General features: G+C 70.8%; 19 protein-coding genes. 10 read left to right on the top strand and 9 right to left on the bottom strand.

Annotated features, from left to right (window positions below; all coding sequences use genetic code 11):
• Positions 1-510: 510 nt before the first annotated feature.
• The 5 genes from ACRDSK_RS10480 to ACRDSK_RS10460 are packed head-to-tail and all read left to right on the top strand — an operon-like array spanning position 511 to position 4,177.
• Positions 511-1,734, top strand: coding sequence for an aminotransferase class I/II-fold pyridoxal phosphate-dependent enzyme (locus ACRDSK_RS10480; protein WP_431439880.1), 1,224 nt, complete (start codon positions 511-513; stop codon positions 1,732-1,734).
• The gene (locus tag ACRDSK_RS10475; protein WP_431439878.1) at positions 1,724-2,251 is read left to right on the top strand and encodes a DUF6190 family protein; all 528 of its coding nucleotides are present in this window, start codon (positions 1,724-1,726) and stop codon (positions 2,249-2,251) included. Before ACRDSK_RS10480 ends, ACRDSK_RS10475 begins: the two co-directional genes overlap by 11 nt.
• The gene (locus tag ACRDSK_RS10470; RefSeq protein ID WP_431439876.1) at positions 2,251-3,045 is read left to right on the top strand and encodes a dihydrodipicolinate synthase family protein; all 795 of its coding nucleotides are present in this window, start codon (positions 2,251-2,253) and stop codon (positions 3,043-3,045) included. Before ACRDSK_RS10475 ends, ACRDSK_RS10470 begins: the two co-directional genes overlap by 1 nt.
• A gap of 5 nt (positions 3,046-3,050) precedes the next feature.
• Entirely contained in the window at positions 3,051-3,908 is an 858-nt protein-coding gene (locus ACRDSK_RS10465; protein WP_431439875.1) for an iron-containing redox enzyme family protein, read from the top strand.
• Positions 3,905-4,177 (top strand): Rieske (2Fe-2S) protein, encoded by a 273-nt coding sequence (locus tag ACRDSK_RS10460; RefSeq protein ID WP_431439873.1) that lies wholly within the window; start codon positions 3,905-3,907, stop codon positions 4,175-4,177. The genes ACRDSK_RS10465 and ACRDSK_RS10460 overlap by 4 nt, the downstream gene beginning before the upstream one ends.
• Position 4,178: 1 nt before the next feature.
• Here ACRDSK_RS10460 and ACRDSK_RS10455 read toward each other — a convergent pair whose 3' ends face one another.
• Positions 4,179-4,766 (bottom strand): TetR/AcrR family transcriptional regulator, encoded by a 588-nt coding sequence (locus tag ACRDSK_RS10455; protein ID WP_431439871.1) that lies wholly within the window; start codon positions 4,764-4,766, stop codon positions 4,179-4,181.
• A 205-nt stretch (positions 4,767-4,971) separates the two neighbouring features.
• On the opposite strand from ACRDSK_RS10455, the gene ACRDSK_RS10450 reads away from it, so the two are divergent.
• From ACRDSK_RS10450 to ACRDSK_RS10430, 5 genes are read left to right on the top strand one after another with little or no spacing between them, the layout of a single operon-like run.
• Positions 4,972-5,988 carry a DMT family transporter gene (locus ACRDSK_RS10450; RefSeq protein ID WP_431439869.1) on the top strand — a complete coding sequence of 339 codons (1,017 nt, stop codon included), beginning with the start codon at positions 4,972-4,974 and terminating at the stop codon, positions 5,986-5,988.
• 25 nt (positions 5,989-6,013) lie between these two features.
• Positions 6,014-6,847: an MBL fold metallo-hydrolase gene (locus ACRDSK_RS10445; RefSeq protein WP_431439868.1), complete on the top strand. Its 834-nt coding sequence runs from the start codon at positions 6,014-6,016 to the stop codon at positions 6,845-6,847.
• A complete protein-coding gene (locus ACRDSK_RS10440) occupies positions 6,844-7,539 on the top strand; it encodes a DsbA family oxidoreductase (RefSeq protein ID WP_431439866.1) in 696 nt (231 codons plus the stop codon). Before ACRDSK_RS10445 ends, ACRDSK_RS10440 begins: the two co-directional genes overlap by 4 nt.
• Positions 7,540-7,579: 40 nt before the next feature.
• On the top strand, positions 7,580-8,254 hold the full coding sequence (locus tag ACRDSK_RS10435; protein WP_431439864.1) for a response regulator transcription factor: 675 nt from the start codon (positions 7,580-7,582) through the stop codon (positions 8,252-8,254).
• 20 nt (positions 8,255-8,274) lie between these two features.
• Positions 8,275-8,931 carry a phosphotransferase gene (locus tag ACRDSK_RS10430; RefSeq protein ID WP_431439863.1) on the top strand — a complete coding sequence of 219 codons (657 nt, stop codon included), beginning with the start codon at positions 8,275-8,277 and terminating at the stop codon, positions 8,929-8,931.
• An 11-nt stretch (positions 8,932-8,942) separates the two neighbouring features.
• Here ACRDSK_RS10430 and ACRDSK_RS10425 read toward each other — a convergent pair whose 3' ends face one another.
• From ACRDSK_RS10425 to ACRDSK_RS10390, 8 genes are all read right to left on the bottom strand, one after another.
• Complete coding sequence (locus ACRDSK_RS10425; protein ID WP_431439861.1) at positions 8,943-9,866, bottom strand: hypothetical protein; 924 nt, start codon at positions 9,864-9,866, stop codon at positions 8,943-8,945.
• Positions 9,867-9,956: 90 nt separating this feature from the next.
• A complete protein-coding gene (locus tag ACRDSK_RS10420) occupies positions 9,957-10,691 on the bottom strand; it encodes a hypothetical protein (protein ID WP_431439859.1) in 735 nt (244 codons plus the stop codon).
• Between the two features lies 1 nt (position 10,692).
• Entirely contained in the window at positions 10,693-10,908 is a 216-nt protein-coding gene (locus ACRDSK_RS10415; protein ID WP_431439858.1) for a hypothetical protein, read from the bottom strand.
• A gap of 80 nt (positions 10,909-10,988) precedes the next feature.
• On the bottom strand, positions 10,989-12,353 hold the full coding sequence (locus tag ACRDSK_RS10410) for a hypothetical protein (RefSeq protein WP_431439857.1): 1,365 nt from the start codon (positions 12,351-12,353) through the stop codon (positions 10,989-10,991).
• A gap of 28 nt (positions 12,354-12,381) precedes the next feature.
• Positions 12,382-13,203: an amidohydrolase family protein gene (locus tag ACRDSK_RS10405; protein ID WP_431439855.1), complete on the bottom strand. Its 822-nt coding sequence runs from the start codon at positions 13,201-13,203 to the stop codon at positions 12,382-12,384.
• Complete coding sequence (locus tag ACRDSK_RS10400; protein ID WP_431439853.1) at positions 13,200-13,970, bottom strand: amidohydrolase family protein; 771 nt, start codon at positions 13,968-13,970, stop codon at positions 13,200-13,202. The genes ACRDSK_RS10405 and ACRDSK_RS10400 overlap by 4 nt, the downstream gene beginning before the upstream one ends.
• Before the next feature lie 66 nt (positions 13,971-14,036).
• Positions 14,037-14,867 carry a carbohydrate ABC transporter permease gene (locus ACRDSK_RS10395; protein WP_431439852.1) on the bottom strand — a complete coding sequence of 277 codons (831 nt, stop codon included), beginning with the start codon at positions 14,865-14,867 and terminating at the stop codon, positions 14,037-14,039.
• Positions 14,864-15,758: carbohydrate ABC transporter permease (locus tag ACRDSK_RS10390; protein WP_431439850.1), on the bottom strand; the 895-nt coding region annotated here is incomplete at its 5' end. The genes ACRDSK_RS10390 and ACRDSK_RS10395, both read right to left, overlap by 4 nt.

The following is a 15,758-nucleotide window of genomic DNA, read 5'->3' as shown; positions in this document are numbered from 1 at the left end:
TCAAATGACCATTTCGCGCCCTCAGTTGCGACGTTTGGTCCAGTTCGGCATCCACGGAATGGGTCACCGTGCTCGGCGAAGCGGTCGAGTCGTCCGCCGGGCCGGGTCTACCGTCCTGCCGAGTCACCCTGCTGGTGGGACCCGCTGCGGGCGCCGGCTCGTAACCGGTACTCCGCGACGGCTTTGCTGAACCGGCCGCGTGCCGAACGGCGTCGGCCGAAGTGACGAACGAAAATCGTCACAACGGTGGGTGGACTGTTCTTCGACTCCCTCCATATGCTTGCTCACCGTATGCAGCAATGTGAGTAGCGTGATCGGGGAATTATGGGGCGTTGAGCCGAAACGGGCTCACCAAAGACAGCTCAGTCGCAACAAGGCATATCTTCGAGCCGGGTCAGTGGCCTTCCGGGCCGGCTGTCCCGGCTGAGTTTTGCCTATTCCTGGGTGTATCGCCCTGCCTTCCGTCCAACTGCTCACATGCACGTTGACTCGAATGGAGAAGCCAGCCTGATGATCAGCGACGACAATCTCGCCGCCATCGTGGACGATGTCTTCACCGAGGACCCGTTCTTACCGGACGTGAGTCAGTTCGTCGATCTCACACAGCACGAGATCCAGGCCCTGAAGACGACCTTCAACCTGGCGGACGCGCACACGCATCAACGCCAGTCGCGAGCTCAGCGAGAAATCGTCGCCAGCCTCCCGCAGGTCTGGTACGAGTCGGAGAACGGCCTGCAGTCCGAGGCGGAGGAGCGCTTCCTGGAAGCCTTCTTCCGGTTGCACAAGCAGCCCACCGCGGCCGCCATGTCCAAGACGATGCTGTCCTACTCGGCCAGCGTCGCGACGATGGTCGCCGCGATGTACCTCAAGCAGCGGAACATGTCGGTCTCGCTGGTGACGCCGTGCTTCGACAACCTGGTCGACCTGCTCAAGCACATGGAGGTGCAGCTCGACTCGTTCCCCGAGGAGTCGCTGCACGAGGTGGACACGCTCTATCAGAAGTTGTCCGAGACGGTGGGCACCGACGCGATCTACGTAGTCGACCCGAACAACCCGACCGGCTTCACGCTGCTCAAGGACGGCAAGGACGGCTTCGCCGAGCTGATCCGGTTCTGCAAGGACACCGGCAAGCTGCTGATCATGGACTTCTGCTTCGCGTCCTTCGTGCTGTGCTCCGACGGTCTCGACCGCATCGACATCTACCGGATGCTCGAGGACTCCGGGGTCTCCTACCTCGCGCTCGAGGACACCGGCAAGACCTGGCCCGTCCAGGACGCGAAGGCCGCGATGCTCACCGCCAGCGAGGACATCCGCGAGCAGGTCTACAACATCCACACCGCGGTGCTGCTGAACGTCTCCCCCTTCGTGCTGAACATGCTCACCAAGTACGTCGAGGACTCCATCGAGGACGGCTTCGCCTCGGTGCGCGACGTGATCAGCGAGAACCGGCGCACCGCGCGCGAGGCGCTGACCGGCACGATGCTGGAGTACCTGGAGCCGGTCGTGGAGACCAGCGTCGCCTGGTTCCACATCGCCAACCCGAACATCACCGCGACGGACCTGCAGGCATACCTGTTCGCGCACGAGGTCTACGTCCTCCCGGGCACCTTCTTCCACTGGGACGAGCCGGAACGCGGCGAGCGGTACGTCCGGGTCGCGTTGGCCCGTCGGCCCGAGGAGTTCGCCGACGCGATGGCGGCGATGCGCGAGGTGCTGGTCAGCCATGGCGACTGACGTCGCGACGGGCCTGGCCACCGAGGTCGCGACGGGCACGTTCATCGACGCCTCGCTGTTCATGGGGATGCACGCCGAGGACGAGGCCGTTCGGCGGGCGTGCAAGAACTTCTTCGTGGAGCGGCTGTCCGCCCCGGTCGTCATGAGCCTCGAGCAGGTGGGCCGGTGCGACGCGCTGGTGTGGCGCTACTCCCGGGCCGAGCAGGACGACTACTACCCGTTCATGGACGCCCTGCACACCGAGATGGCGATCCACCGGGTCGGGTACGGCCAGGAGGATCTCGACGTCGCCCTGAGCGCGCCGGAGCTGGCCGAGCTGGACTTCGGCGACCGGCTCACCGTCGGCATGGTGCTCTCCCGCGAAGGAGAGCTGGTCACCGTCAACTCGCGCCTGCTCGACCGGACGGACCTGCCGGTGCGCGCCCCGCGCGCGGCCGGCGAGGCCCGGTTCCCGGCGCACCTGGAACGCCTGTACGCGCGGTCGCTCGCGCTGCGGGTGGTGGGGAAGGACCTCTGATGTACTCGGGGACCATCGTCCCGCTCGTCACGCCGCTCGACTCGAGCGGCGTGGTGAGCCGGTCCGATGTGGACAGTCTGGTCGACTACGTACGGGACGGCGTGACGGGGCTGATGCCCACGCTGAGCACGGGGGAGGGCGAGAAGCTCTCCGAGCGCCAGTGGCGCGACATGGTCGAGGCGACCGTCGCGCACGCGCGCGGACTGCCCGTGCTGGCTGGGATCCTGCTGCCGGAGACCGGTCGGGTCGTGGCGCGGGCGCGGCTCGCCGGCGAGCTCGGCGTGGACGCCATGGTGGTCAGCACGCCGTTCGACCCGGACCTGAGCCAGGACGAGATCTACCGGCACTACGAGATCCTGCGCGAGGCCGTGGACGTGCCGTTGTTCGTCTACAACGAGGCCGAGAAGTCCGGCAACGACATCGAGCTCGAGACGTTGCTGCGGATCTTCCGGCTGCCGAACGTGGTCGGCATCAAGGAGTCGAGCGGCTCGGCGGAGGTGACCCGCCGGTTGGTCGAGGCCGACCATCAGGTGCCGGTGTTCGAAGGCTGGGAGAATCTCATCCTGGAGGCTCGCGGCATCACGGGCTTCATCGGCCCGCTGGCCAACCTGGAGCCCGGGGTCTGCACCAGGATGCTCGCCGACCCGAGCCCGGAGCGCCAGCACGAGATCGACGAGCTGTGCAAACGGTTCGGACTGTTCGACGACGACTGGTATCGCTCCGTCAAGGTGGAGCTGTCGTCCCGCGGCGTCATCCGCGGCGCGTACACGGTCGACGAGATCGGGGAGCGGTGATCACGATGTTGACGACGACGCCCGGCGATCCTCCACAGCGACGGTTATACGTCCACAACCGCACGGCGCCCGACGTGGCCGGCTACGCCGACCTGCTCGACATCGAGGAGCAGTGGGTGGTGCCGCTCGCGCGGCGGGCGGAGGCGGCGGCGCCGGACTTCGGCTCCCGCGAGAAGCTGATGGCGGCGCTGAAGGACCGGCTCGCCACGGAGGAGCGCGAGGGCCCGAGCGAGGACGAGCGGTTCATCGCGGAGGACACCAACCTGGCCCAGTTCCGGTCCATCGTCACGGACTTCGCGGTCGACGGGCTGGTCGAGTCGCAGTCGCACCTCGGGATCATCAAGCGGCTGCCGGCCAAGGCGCGGACCGCGGTGCTGCGGGTGCTGATCGACGAGTTCGGCTGCGGCAACGACGACCAGGAGCACGCCCAGTTGTACACCCGGCTGGTGACCGAGCTGGGGCTGCCCACCGAGCTCGAGTACTACGTGGGCGTCGCGCCCGAGGAGTGCCTCGCCTACGTCAACCTGTTCCACTGGTTCGCCGACCGCGCGCCCGCGCCGGAGTACTTCCTCGGCGGCTACGCCTACTTCGAGTCGGCCGTGCTGTACGGCTTCAGGTGCTACGAGGCCGCGGCCAAGCGGCTGGGCATCGAGAACGGCATGTACTACGCCGAGCACCTCTACATCGACACCTTCCACAGCAAGCAGATGCAGGCCTCGATCCGCGCGCTGGAGCAGGCGCGGCCGCTGGACCTCGCCAAGGTGTGGGCCGGCATCACGATGACCAGCGAGGTCGTCGCCGGCGCTACCGTGGCCGCGGCGGCGCGGGCACGCAAGGTCGTCGACCCGGTCGGTGCCCGGTGATCAGGCAGGTCGCCGAGGGCGAGATCGAGATCGACACGGGCACGCTCCGGGTCCGCGCGCAGAGCGAGTGTCCACATCGGAAGGGTCGGCTGCGGTTCGGCTTCGTGAACACCCGGCGGATGTCGATCACCTGTCCGCTGCACCACTCCACGTTCGACCTGCGCACCGGCACGCAGCTGTCCGGGCCGCCCTGCGGTCCGCTGCGCGTGTCGGTGCTCGAGGACACGGAGGCGGCTACAGAGCCGGCCGAGGTGGTCGAGTCTGGTTAGGTCAGCAACCCAGCAGGCGCTCGGCCAGCTCCGCGAGCGCGCCGGCGATCTGCCGCTTTGTCAGGCCGGCGTCGTCGCGCTGGGAGCGGTAGACCTCCGGCGCCAGCGGCGACAGCAGGATGTCGGCGAGCGCCTCCGGGTCGCCGACGTTCGCCCCGCGGACCAGCTCCCGCACGTGCGTGCGCCAGAACCGGTAGGCGCCGGTCTCGAGCCGGGACTGTCCGGTCTCGGCGCCGAGCGCGAGGTGCAGGTGCCGGTCCAGCAGGTCGATCATCGCCCGGTAGAACGCGGCGAGCCGGATGCCGGGCGGCGCCCCCGGGCCGAGCGGCGGCGGCCCGAACATCAGCTTCTCCTGCAGCAGCCGCTCGTGCTCGTCGAGCAGCGCGACCGCGACCGAGCCGGGGTCGGGGTAGCGCCGGTAGAGCGTCGCCCGGCCGACGCCGGCGGCCCTGGCGATGTCGACCATGGTGACCGAACGCGGGTCACGCTCGGCGAACACGCGCTCGGCGGCCTTGAGCACCTTGGCCCGGTTACGCGCGGCATCGGCCCGCTCGGCCCGGCCTCCTGCCTGGTCCTCGAGCAGGTTCATGACGTCCCCGCGCCACGCCTGTACTGCGGAAACGGGAACAGCCGACCCGCGGCTCAGACTCTCGCCGGAGGTCTGTGGTCGGCCGTTATTGACCATGTCGCCACCCTACGCGCCGATTAAGTGGACGTCATGTCCGCTTTTTGGTTAGTATGTCACGAGACATAAGTGATCTTGGTGTCCGTTTCGCATATCAGCAGGGTGGATCATGTACGTCGCACTTCTGGCGCTGTCGTTGTTCGTCGGCTGCCTCCTCGCGGTGCAGAGCTCGGTCAACCTCCAACTCAGCGGCGCGGTCAAAACGCCGTACGGCGCGTCGACGTTGCAGCTGTCGGTCGCGGCCGCCGCCCTGGCGGTCGTCGCGCTCGCGGCCGGCACGATCGGCGCCGTCTCGCTGGTGCCGGACGTGACCTGGTGGCACCTGATCGGCGGCATCGCCAGCCCGATCTACATCACCAGTGGCATCCTGCTGTTCCCGCGCATCGGCGCCTTGGCGGCAGTCGGCCTGTTCGTCACCGGGCAGGTGTTCGCCTCGCTGGCGCTCGACCTCTTCGGCCTGCTCGGCGTGCCGCAGCAGTCGCTGACGGTGGGGATCGTGGTCGGCGGCCTCGCGGTGCTGGTCGGCATCACACTGATCATCCGGCAGCCCAAGCCGGCGGCACCGAAGGACGCCCCGAAGGACGCCGAGGCGGCGAAGGGGCCGGAGTCGAAGTCGAGCGCCGGCAAGTCGCTCGGCGCGATGGCCAAGACCACCTCGCCCAGCGGCGTCGGCGCCGCGGGGTGGATCGCGCTCGGCGTGGTCGCCGGTGCCGTGCTGCCCATCCAGGGCGCGATCAACGGCAAGCTGCGCACCGACCTCGACGCGCCGCTCACCGTCGGCATGATCAGCTTCATCGTCGCCACGCTGTCCATCGCGATCGCCACGGTCATCCTGGTCGCGACGAAGCGCACCCCGACCCCGCAGGTCAAGCCGCTGGCGAAGATGCCGTGGTGGGGCTGGCTCGGCGGTTTCTGCGCGGCCACCTACGTCGTGGTCACGTTCCTGGCGATCCCCGAGATCGGCGCGGCCACCACGGTGGCGCTGACCGTGACCGGCCAGCAGCTGTTCTCCGCCGTGATCGACAACTACGGACTCTTCCGCATGCCCAAGCGCGCCCTGACCTCACGACGCATCGCCGGGCTGGCCCTGCTCGTGCTGGGGTCCGTCCTCGTCCAGTTCGCCTGACCGCCCGAAACACCGGGAGCGCCAGATGCCTTCGAACTTACGAAAGTCCTACCTCGCGACGTCCGACATCCACACCCTGCCCTCGCACCTGCCGCTCGGTGCGCTCGGGCTGCTGCCGGTCAACGCCTACCTGATCTCCGCCCGCCAGCCGATCCTCGTCGACACCGGCCTCGCCATCGACCGCGGAAACTTCGAGAACGCGCTGTGGTCGCTCGTCGACCCGCGGGACCTGCGCTGGATCGTGATCACCCACGACGATCGCGACCACTGCGGCAACCTCAAGGAGGTGCTGATGGCGGCGCCCAACGCCACCATCATCACCAACGGCCTGACCGTGGCGCGGCTCGGCGAGGAGTGGGACGTGCCGGCCCACCGGGTCCGCACGGTCAACCCCGGCCGGACGGTGGAGCTCGGCGGCCGCACGGTCAGCTTCATGCGCCCGCCCTCCTACGACTCGCCGGCGACGCTGGCCATGTACGACCACACCGGCGACGCGCTGTTCGCCGCCGACAGTTTCGGCACGGTCCTGCCCGAGATGGTCGAGAACGCCGGCGACGCGGACCGGTCCGACTACCTCGAGGGCATGTCGACCTTCACCCGCGCCAACGCACCGTGGACCGCGCTCGCCGACCAGGTGAAGTGGGACAGCACGCTCGCCGAGTTCAGCAAGCTCAACCCGGGCAGCGTGCTCAGCTCGCACGCGCCCACCGCGACCTCGCGCGCCGGCGAGCTCGTCGAGACCGTGCGCGCGGTGCCCGCCATGGACCCGTGGCTGCCCGATGAGGACCTCGAGGTCGAGGCGGTGCTCGACCGGTACGAGGCATCCCATTCCGACACCGAACCGCAGGGAGCGAAGTGACCTTGGCCGCCGTCGACCTCACCCCGAAGCAGGGTGTGGTCACCGTGTTCTCCGACATCTGGTGCTCGTTCGCGCACATCGCGATCCACCGCCTGCACGCCACCCGCAAGCGCCTCGGGCTGACCGACCAGGTCCGCTTCGACCTGCGCGCGTTCCCGCTCGAGCTGCTCAACGACGCCCCGAGCCCGCGCTCGGGTACCGACAGCGAGGTCGGGCGGATGGGCCAGCAGGAGCCCGAGGCCGGTTGGCAGCTCTGGCAGGAGAAGGAGTACCTGTACCCGTCGACGACGCTGCCCGCGTTGGAGGCGGTGATCGCCGCGAAGTCGCAGAGCCTGGAGGCGTCCGAGCAGCTCGACCTGGGGCTGCGGAAGGCGTTCTGGGCCGAGTCGCGCTGCGTCAGCAACCGCAAGGTCATCATGGACGTCGCGGCCGCGACCGACGTGGTCGACACGGCGGCGCTCGCCGAGGCACTCGACGACGGTCGCGCGCGCTCGGCGCTGTCCACCGACGCCGAGATCTCCGCGACCGACCGCATCAACTGCAGCCCGCACCTGTTCCTCCCGGACGGCACGGACCACGCCAACCCGGGGATCGACGTGCGCTGGGAGGGCGACTACGGCGTCGGGTGGCCGGTGGTCACCCGCGACGACCCGACGGTTTTCGAGGATCTGCTCAAACGCGCAGCTAACTGACCGCGGGAGGCCGCGACCGCGCGGCGGGTGGGAGAGGGCGATGGACGAGACGGGCAACCGGCTTCCGGCAGGGATCCTGTTACTGGACAACCACTGGATCACCAAGTCGGCACTGCGCAACGCGCTGATGGCCGCCGACGGGCTGGAGATCGTCGGCGAGGTCGCCGATCCCGACGAGGCGGCCGCCGTGCTGGCGTCCGGCCTGGCGCCCGACATCGTCGTGTTCACCGAGGCCAACGACCCCACCATCGTGCTCAACCGGATCGCCGAAGGGTCGCCGGCCTGGCCGGTCCGGGCGGTCATGATCGGCGGCACCGGCATCCCCGCCGCGCTCGCCCTGCGGTGCGCGTCGGCCGGTTCGCTGCCGTGGACCACCAGTGAGCAGGAGTTCGTCTCCGCCGTCCGCCTGGTCGCCGCGGGCCACAGCATCAGCTCCCGCCCACGCGACGACGACGGCCCGCAGGTGGGCCGCCCCGAGGCGGTGCACAACGGTTTCGCGCTGACCACCCGCGAGTGCGACGTGCTCCTGCTCCTCGCGAAGGGCTACACCAACGCTGAGATCTCCGCGGGCCTCGGCCTGGGCGAGAGCACGGTGAAGTCGCACGTGCAGAACCTGCTGAACAAGCTCGGCGCGCGAAACCGCGTCAGCGCGGCGATCTACGCCTACGAGACCGGCCTGATGCGCCCCGACGGCGCGGTGCGCTTCTCCGCCTGACCTACTTCTACGGTGTCGAGGTGAGCTTCTCGGTACCGCTCGGGTCGGGTCGGGACGCGGACGTGTTCGCGATCGACGCCGAACGCGTGCTGCGCCGCTACCGAGGCGACATGGATGTCGCGGCCGAGGCCGCGGTCATGGCCTACCTCGCCGAGCACGGCTTCCCCGTGCCCGCGGTGTATCACGCCGCGGGCACCGACCTGGTCATGCGGCGAGTGCCCGGGCCCACCCTGTTGACCGCGCTGCTCACCACCGAGGTCGACGTCTCCTCGGCCGCCGGCGTGCTGGCGGACCTGCACCATCGGCTGCGTCGCGTTCCCGCGCGGACGTCCCGAGATCCGGCGCTGCGGGTGCTGCACATGGATCTGCATCCCGGCAACGTGCTCCTCGGCCCCGATGGGCCGGTACTGATCGACTGGCGAAACAGCGCCGATGGCGCACCGGACCTGGACGCCGCGATGACCGCCCTGATCCTGGCCCAGGCAGCGGTCGGCGACGAGCACGACCTGCTGGTGACCGCGCGGGCTCTCCTGCCCGCGTTCCTGGACGCCGTCGGCGGTGAGCCGCAGCGGGAGCTGGCCCGCGCGGTGGCCCTGCGCGGCGCCGACGCCAACCTCACGCATCGCGAGGTCATCGCTCTCCCGCGAGCCGAGGAACTGGTGCGCGGACACCGGTGACCGGCCGCCGCTCATCCGGAGAGGTCGACGACCTCCACGGTGCGGGACTGTCGGTTCGAGATGTAGGCCCGCTTGCCGTCCGGGGTGAGGGCCAGTGCGTTGGCCGTGCCGTCGATGGTGACAGGAAAGGGCGTGGCCAGGTTCGTGGCCGTGTCGACCACGCTCAGGCGGCTGCGGGTCCGCTGCGTCACGTAGGCTCGCTGCCCGTCCGGCGCGATCGCGATGTCCGTTGCCAGGCCGTCGACCTCGACGAGGCCGGTGACCCGGTGGGTCGAGGTGTCCAGGACGGACAGGAGCGTGTCGGCGTCGCGCACCACGTAGGCGTGCTGGCCGAGGAACGCCATCCGGTTGCCGACGACCGAGACGAAGGGCGAGGTCGCCGTGCCGGACGCGGTGTCGACGACCGTGAGGATGCCGTCGGTGTCGATCACGTAGACGCGGCTCCCGTCCGGGGTGATCCGCACGGCCGTGGGGAACGCGCTCACGTCGACCGTGGCGGTGATCGAGTTCGTCTCGGTGTCGATCACGCTGAGGCGGCCGGCTTCGTGGCCCACCTCGTGGTCGTTGCACACGTAGACATGTCGCCCGTCCGGCGTGACCGCCACGCCGGCGGTCCCGCCGCCCTGCCCGCTCACGGTGACCTCGGCGGTGACCGTGTCGGTCGTCGCGTCGATCACGCTCAGCCGGCCCGCGAGCCGGGTCCGGTCGAAGTTGGACACGTAGACCCGCTTCCCGTCCGGCGCGACGACGACGTCGCCGGGCTGGATGCCGATGGGGATCGTGGCGGTGACGGTGTTGGTCACCGTGTCGATCACCGCCACGGCACCGGCCGACTCGCCGTCCATCGTCACGTAGGCCCGGCGCCCGTCCGGGGCGATCGCGACCCACCGGGGTTCCCTGTCCAAGCCGATCGTGGCCAGCGGCGCGTCGGTCATGACTCGGTCCTCTCGTCCGGGGCTTCATGCATCACATCGCTTGGCACGGCCGCGCGGTGACAGCGACGTGCCGATGCCCGGAAAAGAGCGTCAGGTCGTGGTCTCGCGGCTCAGCTCCTCGACCGCGTAGCCGGCGAGCCGTTCGCGCAGGCGCTCGTCGTCGAGGCGGGCCAGCAGCGAAAGGCCGGCCGCGCGCAGGTCGGGCGGGCCGTTCAGCGCGGTGTGCGCGATGGCGCGCAAGCGCTCGGCCGGCAGCGCGGCGACCGCGCGGGTCAGCCGGGCGTCGGACTCGGCGTAGCAGCCGATCCGCAGCAGGGCGTCGTCGCTGATCGTGGTGGCGAGGTCGGCCAGCATCCGGTCGGTGGCCGCGTCCATCATCCGGCCGAGGGTGACGAAGTCGCCGCGGTCGATCAGCTCGGTCACCACGGCCAGCACGCGGTCGGGATCGATGGCGCGGACCAGCGGCCCGGCCCGGCGCGGGTCCAGGTGCACGCACGCCTCCGCGAGGTACTCGACCGGCATCCGGTTGGCCAGCTCGGCCGCGCGGTCCGGCGACATCTCGCCGGCGACCCGCGCGGCCAGCAGCGGCGAGAACGCGCGCAGGGCGATCCGGACGTTCAGCGCGACCGGCAGCGTCCTCGTGATCGCGGCGACCCGGCGGAACGCGGCGCGGTGCTCGTCGTAGAGCGCGCCGACGACCCGCTGGCGGAGGCGGCGAAGATCGCGGGACGTGAGCGACGCCGCGAAGGTGACGTCGTCCGTCGTGGTCCCCAGTGCACGCGCCAGCTTGACGAGCTCGGCCCGCGAGGCGAGTTCCGGTGCCACGTCAGAACCCGAGGATCTTGCCGACGCCGACCCGCACCGGCGCCGGCATCTGCCGCAACGCCTCCTCCGACGCCGTCGCGAGCGCCGCGGCCTGCCGGTGCCGGGCGGCCGTCAACGCCTCGTACAGGTCCGCGAGCTCCCGTTCGGACAAACCGTCCACGACCCCCAGGTCGTCTCCCAGCCACGACCGCAGCCGATCACGTACGTCGCTACGCATGAACCGACTTTGTCACGTTCGGTGCACAATGCAAGACGTGGATCGCCGCGGCAGCGACGACCGTAAGTGTGACGGCGTGGCTAGGAGTGCTCGGCGAGCTTGGTCGTCACGAGTCGGTACAGCTGGCGGGGTCGGCCGGCACCCGCGGGACGTGCCGGCGGCACGGGCCAGGCCAGCCCCTCGTCGACCAGAATGTGCAGCGTGCGGCGGGCGGTGCGGGCGGTGACGTCGAGCAGTTCGGCCACCCGCTCCGCGTCGACGACCAGCGCCTCGCCGGAGCCGCCGTCCAGCGAGCGGACCAGGCGGCCGAGCAGGTCGACGCCCCGGCTCGGCTCGCCGCCGGCCGTCCCGGCGCTCGACTCGGCCGAGGTCCCGGTGTCCATGCGCTGATGCAGCCGGCTGGGCAGGGACAGCACGCTGCCGTCCGCGTCGACCATCGCGGCCGCGGCGGTGTGCTCGGTGCGCGCACGCTCGACCGCGGTCCGCGCGTTGGCCTCCGCGTCCCGCGCGGTGCGGCCGACCCCCAGGCCGACGTTGACCGGCACGCCGAGCTCGCGGCCCACGTGGTCGAGGAACGGGGCCACCCGGAAGCCCGCGGTAACCTGCGCCACCGCGCCGACGGTGGCGATGATCAGGTAGCTGTCGTCGCCCCGCGGCAGCACCGTCGCGCCCATCGTGCGGGCCACCTGCAGCAGCTCGCGGTGCAGGGCGAGATTGAGCTCCTGCTGCCCGTAGTTGCTCGGGTCGGAGTGGCCCGACCTGGCCGCCGGCGCGAGCTCGACGACGCCGATCGCGATCTGCGACTCCTCCAGCCGGCTGCCGGTGCCGAGCAGCGTGGCGGTGCTCAGCGCGATCCGCAGGGTGGCGGCGGTCGGCACCATCCGCAGCGCCGGCACTCCCTCGGCGAGCAGCCGCCGTTCCACCGTCGGCATCGTGGTCAGCGCCGCGGACGTCGCCCCGTCCCGGTAGAGCCGCTCGTGGAAGGCGTAGAACTCGCGGGCCGACCTGGGGTGGCGGTACTCGTGGACGTGCACGTCGTCGAGGCCGACCCCGATCTCCGCGTAGGCCTCCTCGAGGTCGGTAGCGGTGATCGAGTCGACGCTGACCCGGGCCGGATCGCAGCGCTGCTCGAGAGTGCCGCGCAGCAGCGTCGAGTACAGCGCGGCCCCGCTGACCGGCACGTACGTCGCCGGCACCGGCAGCTCGCCGCGCTGGCGCGCGAGGTCGTAGGCCAGTGGGCCGGCGAACAGCGCGACGTCGATCTTGCTCTCGATGTCGGCGAGCCGGTCGTAGCCCTCGTGCTCGGCGGTGTACGCCGCGCCGACGAGGCGCAGCGGCTCGTCGAGCTGCCCGGCCACGGCGATGATCCGGTCCACCAGCTCGCGAGCCCCGATGACGCCGATCGCGATCTCCGACCGGCGGCCCGCCATCGGCCCGCGTGCCATGCCACTCCTGCCTGCTGTCTCACCGACCTCACCGCGCATGCGATCGTTCCTCGCCGGGACAGACCCCGAACAGCGTCGCCGCCGTGCCGCCGAGGATCGCCGCGCGCTCCGGCTCGCCGATCCGGGCGAAGACCGTCCGGCCGAGCGAGTGGCGCAGGTCGATGAAGGGGAAGTCGGAGCCGAAGACCACCTTGCCCGGCGCCAGCACGTCGACCATGCGCTCGATGTGGTGGCCGGTGACGAAGCTGCCGCAGGTCTCCAGGATCAGGTTCGGGTACCGCGCCGCCAGCTCGATCGACAGGTCGATCCCCGGCTCCGGGCCGCCGGCGTGCCCGGCGAGCAGGACGACGTCCGGGTGCCGCTCGGCCACCCGCGCCACGTGCGAGGGATCGTCGTGCGGCGAGCCGTACCAGGTGTGGCACAGCACCGGCGTCCCGGTCCGCTCGGCGTAGGCCCACACCGGCTCGTACCGCGACCCGGTCAGCGGGTAGCCGTGCAGGTCGGGGTGGAGCTTGAGGCCGACGAACCGCGGGTCGTCCGCCCAGGCGGCGAGCTCGGCCTCCGGGTCGTGCCACGGGTTGATCGTGAGGTGGCCGAGCAGCCGGCCGGGGAAGTCGTCGACCGCCCGCGCCGTGGCCCGGTTCCCGGCCGCCGCGTCGAGCTGCAGCCCGAGGTGGCTGGACAGCACCGCGAGGTCGACCCCGCAGCGGTCCATCGCCCGCACCATCCCGGCCGGGTCGGCGTCCGGGATGAAGAACAGGCTGTAAGGGCCGGCGTGCGCGTGGGCGTCGATGATCGTGACCCCGGTCAGCGGTCGGCGGTCGAGCACGGCCTGGGCGAGCGTGTTCATGCCGCCCGCGCTCTCGGCCGCGTCAACAGCCGCCGCAGGTTGCCGCCGCCGACCGCGCGAACCGCCGCATCGTCCAGTTCGGACAGCAGCAGCCGGGTCACCGCCTCGGCCGGGTCCCGTGCGGTCGCGCCGCTGCCGAACACCAGCCGGTCCGCGCCGAACCGGTCGACCAGCCACTCCAGCCCCTGGTGGGTCGCCAGCGTGGACGTCTCGATCCAGACGTTGCCGGCACCGGACAGCACGCCCGCGATGCGGCGCAGCGCCCGGTACCCGGTCCCGCACACCACCAGCCGCAGCTCCGGATGGGCCACGGCGCAGCCGGCGACCTCGGTCCAGGACGCCTGCTCGGCGTCGAGCAGCAGCGGCAGGCCGGCCGCGGCGAGCGCACGCAACAGCAGTTCCGCGTCGGGCGCGGTGAGCGACCAGCCGTGGTCCGCCGGGTAGGCCCGCACGGCCGCGACGTCCGCGGCCAGGGCTTCGGCCACGAGCGCGTCCGGCTCGGCCAGCTCACCGGTGCCGCCCGGCAGCACCACCCAGCAGGCCCGCAGCCGGCCGGGTGTCGCGTCGAGCTCGCCGGTCAGTTGCCGATTGCCGGTCGCGGGGTCGTGCAGGCGGGCGGCGGTGTGGCCCACCACCGCCTCGGCGATGCCGACCCGGTCGAGCCACCGCAGCAGCTCGGCCGCGGTGTCGACACCCGTCGCGCCCTGCGGGTGCCGGCCGAGCAGCACGTTGGCGTCGAAGATCGCGACCTCTGGCGCGACGTCCATTCGTGCACCTCCTCGGCGACTTACGGTCGGCCGTTACGCCCTTAGTCGGACGACTCTAATTCATGTTCAGCCCTTGAGCGCGCCGGACATGCCCTCCACGATGTGCCGCTGCATGGCGAGGAAGAACGCGACGACCGGGACCATCGCCAGCACCGCGCCGGCGGCCGCCGCGCGGGTGTCCGTGCCGAACGTGCCGGCGAGGTAGGCGAGGCCGAGCGTGACCGGGTAGGTGTCCTCGTCCTTGAGCACGACCAGTGGCCACACGAAGTTGTTCCACACGTTGACGAACCCGAAGATCGCCAGCACCGCGAGTGTCGGGCGCACCGGCGGCAGCATGATGTGCCAGAAGATCCGCAGCTCGCCCGCACCGTCCACTCTGGCACTGTCCGGCAGCTCCTGTGGGATGGCCGCAAACGCTTGGCGCAGCAGGAAGACGCCGATCGCGGACAGCAGGCCGGGCAGGACCACACCGGCGAACGTGTCCACCAGGCCCAGTTGGGACACCACGAGGAACCGCGGGATCAGCATCACCTCGGGCGCGAGGAACATCGTGGACAGGATCGCCAGGAACACCGCCTGCCGGCCGGGGAACCGGAAGCGGGCGAGCGGGTAGGCGGTCAGCGCCGAGACCACCAGGTACGCCGGCACGGTCAACACCACGTAGAGCACCGAGTTGACCAGGTAGCGCGCGAACGGCACCGCGGTCCACGCCTCGACGACGAAGTCCAGCACCGGCGGCGCCGGCAGCAGGTCCGGCGGGAACGCGTACACCGGCTGGGAGCCGGGCTTGAGCGCGGTGGCGAGCAGGACCAGGAACGGGCCGACGAACACCGCCGCGATGAGCGTGAGCAGCACGTACCGGCCGACCGTGCGCAGTGTCCTCGTCCGCGACCTCATCCGACCGGCTCCCCTCGGGTCAGCCGGTACTGCACCAGCGCGTAGCAGATCAGGAACACCCACAGCACCAGCCCGACCGCGCTCGCGTAGCCGAAGTCGAAGTACTCGAAGGCCTGCGACCAGATGTAGTAGCCGAGCGTGGTGGTCGCCCCCTGCGGGCCGCCGCCGGTCAGCACGTAGATCGAGGCGAACGCCTGGGTCGCGAGGATCCCGCCGAGCACGCAGCACACCGCGGCGTACGGCCGGATCAGCGGCACCGTGATGCGGCGGAAGCGCGCCCACCCGCCGGCGCCGTCCAGCGCGGCCGCCTCGTACAGGTCGCCGGGGATGGACTGGAGACCGGCCAGATAGATCATCATGAAGTAGCCGGCGTGCTGCCACGCCTCCACGGCGACGACCGCCGGCAGCGCCCACCGCTCGTCGAGCAGGAACTGGATCGGGGCGTCGAGCACGCCGAGCTCGAGCAGCAGCCAGTTCAGCGCCCCGCGCGGGTGGAACACGAACGACCACGCGATCGCGATCGCCACCATCGAGGTGACCACCGGCAGGTAGTAGGCGAGCCGGAAAGCGCCGATGCCGCGCAGCCTGTGGTTGACCACGACCGCGAGCAGCAGCGGCAGCACGACCACCAGCGGCACGAACATCACGAGGAACAGCACCGAGTTCCCGAAGGCCTGCCAGAACTCCTCGCTCGCGGCGAGCCGTTCGAAGTTGCCGGTGCCCACGAACCGCGGCGGGGTCACGATGTCGTAGTCGTAGAACGCGAGCTGTGCCGCGGTGAGCGCCGGCCAGGCGAAGAACAGGCCGAAGAAGACCAGGCCGGGCGCCAGGAACAGGTAGGCGACCCACCACTTCGGCTCACCCGCGCGACGTCGCCGCCCGCCCCCAGGT

This window comes from Actinophytocola sp. (assembly GCF_050699915.1).
GTDB lineage: Bacteria > Actinomycetota > Actinomycetes > Mycobacteriales > Pseudonocardiaceae > Actinophytocola.
This window is presented reverse-complemented; position numbering and strand designations above follow the sequence as displayed.